The sequence below is a fragment of the Mumia sp. genome, from assembly GCF_028803055.1.
Taxonomy (GTDB): domain Bacteria; phylum Actinomycetota; class Actinomycetes; order Propionibacteriales; family Nocardioidaceae; genus Mumia.
Genome location: NZ_JARBCJ010000283.1, coordinates 1 through 2,720, shown reverse-complemented (window position 1 = coordinate 2,720; position 2,720 = coordinate 1). Strand labels below are relative to the sequence as shown.

At 71.5% G+C, this 2,720-nt stretch carries 3 protein-coding genes; all 3 read left to right on the top strand.

The annotated features are described in order from the left end of the window. On the top strand, window positions 1-354 hold a 354-nt coding region (locus tag PV363_RS17065; RefSeq protein WP_301022986.1), incomplete at its 5' end, for a hypothetical protein. Continuing rightward, the gene (locus PV363_RS17060; protein WP_220345913.1) at window positions 351-1,508 is read left to right on the top strand and encodes a DNA polymerase III subunit delta'; all 1,158 of its coding nucleotides are present in this window, start codon (window positions 351-353) and stop codon (window positions 1,506-1,508) included. The genes PV363_RS17065 and PV363_RS17060, both read left to right, overlap by 4 nt. Before the next feature lie 115 nt (window positions 1,509-1,623). Then, on the top strand, window positions 1,624-2,720 hold a 1,097-nt coding region (locus tag PV363_RS17055), incomplete at its 3' end, for an alpha/beta fold hydrolase (RefSeq protein WP_301022985.1).

Below are 2,720 nucleotides of genomic sequence, written 5' to 3'. Positions count from 1 at the left end.
GCCTCCAAGAACCGCGACCACTACATGGTCCTGCGGGCCGACCGGGACATTGTCGACATCGCCGACGTGGTCCTCGAGCGGGTGCAGCCGTTGCTCGGCCACGTCGAGCGGGCGATCGCTCCGATGCGGCCACCGCCGCACGGGTCACCGTTCGAGAGCCGTGCTCAGACCGACGGCGCCGACAGCGCCGCTGAGGCGTCACGCGTCGACCCGGTGGACCCCGTCGACCTCGAGGAGCGCGTCGAGACGATCGACGAGGCGTTCACTCCATACGACACGGTCTCCGAGGGCGGTGACCCGTCGTACGCCGACGCCGACGAGATCCGGGCCGACGACCGCGGCGGTCAGCGGTGAGCGTCTGGGACGACCTGGTCGGGCAGGACGACGTGGTGGTGATGCTGAAGGCCGCGACCGCGTCGGCGCAGGAGCGCCTCGCCGGCGGCCCCGGACCCGCGATGACCCACGCCTGGCTGTTCACCGGACCGCCCGGCTCGGGTCGCTCCAATGCGGCGCGCGCGTTCGCCGCCGCGCTGCAGTGCGAGGACGGTGGCTGCGGCCACTGCCGGGCGTGCCGGACGGCGCTGGCCGGGGCGCACCCGGACGTCTCGCTGGTGAGCACCGACGGGCTGAGCATCGACGTCGCCGAGGTGCGGGAGCAGGTCCGCCTCGCCGCGATGCGTCCGTCGGACGGTCGTTGGCAGGTCGTGGTGGTCGAAGACGCCGACCGCCTGACCGAGAAGGCGGCCGACGCCCTCCTCAAGAGTCTCGAGGAGCCTCCGCCGCGCACGGTGTGGATGCTGTGCGCGCCGACGGCCGAGGACGTGATCGTGACGATCCGGTCCCGGTCGCGGCAGGTGGTGCTCCGTACGCCGCCGGTGGCCGCGGTCGCTGCGATGCTGGCCGCACGGGAGCAGGTCGCCCCGGAGCTCGCGCTGCAGGCAGCCCGTGCCTCGCAGGGTCACGTCGGACGGGCCCGTGCACTGGCGACCAAGGAAGCCGTGCGCGAGCGTCGCCGCGCTGTGCTCGCCATCCCAGGTTCGCTGACGTCGCTGGGGGCGTGCCTCGATGCTGCCGCGACCATCACGCGGACCGCGCAGGCTCAGGCCGACGAGGTCGCCGAGCGGCTGGAGGACGCCGAGCGTGACGGGCTCAAGATGGAGTTCGGTGTCGAGGACCGCGGCCGTCGCCCCGCAGGCTACGCGGGTCGGCTCGCGGCGCTGGAGAAGGACCAGAAGCGTCGCCGTACCCGCATCGCGCGTGACTCGATCGACGGTGTCCTCATCGACCTGCTGTCGTTCTACCGCGACGTCCTCGCCGCCCAGACCGCCCCCGGCGCGGAGCTCGTCAACGCCGACGTGACCGACACGGTCCGTCGTCTCGCCGGTGCGGGCACCCCCGAGCAGACCCTCGCGCGGATCGAGGCGATCCTCGCCTGCCGGGAGGCACTCGAGGCCAACGCGGCGCCACAGCTGGCGTTGGAGAACCTCCTCCTCCAGCTGCGCCTGTGAGCTGACCCGTCACACGCACGAGGCGTGAGCGCTGTGGATGACGTCAGCCGGCTCGGGGGATCGTCACGTACGGTGGCTGCACGCCCGATTCCACGCCGTCCGAGGGAGATCACCAGTGCGTCGTCGCAGGATCGCCGCCGTCATCGTTGCGGGTCTTCTCGCACTCAGCGCGTGCGGCAGCGCCGAGGACTCGCGTGGCACCGACCGCACCGACGGGCCCTCGACCACGTCGTCGCCGAGCGCCGACGACACGATCGATCCGGAGCTCGCACCGTTCTACGAGCAGCGACTCGACTGGGCCTCGTGCGGGCGCTACGAGTGCACCAGCGCCCAGGTGCCGCTCGACTACGACGACCCTGACGGTGAGCGGATCACGCTGAAGCTCCGCCGGCTGCCGGCCGGTGACCCGAGCGCACGACGCGGATCGTTGTTCATCAACCCGGGCGGACCGGGTGGGTCCGGTGTCGACTACGTCGCCGCCTTCACGTCCATGGCCAGCGACGACATCCTCGACGCCTACGACGTCGTGGGGTTCGATCCGCGCGGCGTCGGGACCAGCACGCCGCTGGAGTGTGCCACCACCGCGCAGCTCGACGCCTACGTCAACACCGACCCGACGCCCGACGACGCCGCGGAGGAGAAGGCGTTCTACGACGCGGCCCAGACGCTGGGCAAGCGCTGCGAGACCGACTCCGGGCCCCTCGCCGCTCACATGTCGACCGTGGAGGTCGCCAAGGACCTCGACATCCTCCGTGCCGCGGTCGGCGACCCGTCGTTGACCTACCTCGGCGCCTCGTACGGCACGATGATCGGCGCGACCTATGCCGAGCTGTTCCCCAAGCGAGCCGGCCGTCTCGTCCTCGACGGAGCGATCGACCCCTCGATCGACTCCGAGGGGCTCAACCGAGGACAGGCCGAGGGTTTCCAGACGGCGCTCCGTGCCTACCTCGAGGCCTGTGCCAAGGAGAGCGACTGCCCGCTGGGCGACAATCCCGACGCGGCCGAGCGGCGCCTGTCCGGCTTCCTCTCCGACCTCGACCAGGACCCGCTCCGCACGTCGACCGCCGACCGTCCGCTGACCGAGGCGCTCGGGTTCTACGGCATCGCGGTCACGCTCTACAACGAGGACTACTGGGAGCTCTTGACCCGTGCGCTGCGCCAGGCTCTCAAGGGCAACGGGACCCAGCTGCTGTTCCTCGCCGACCAATACCT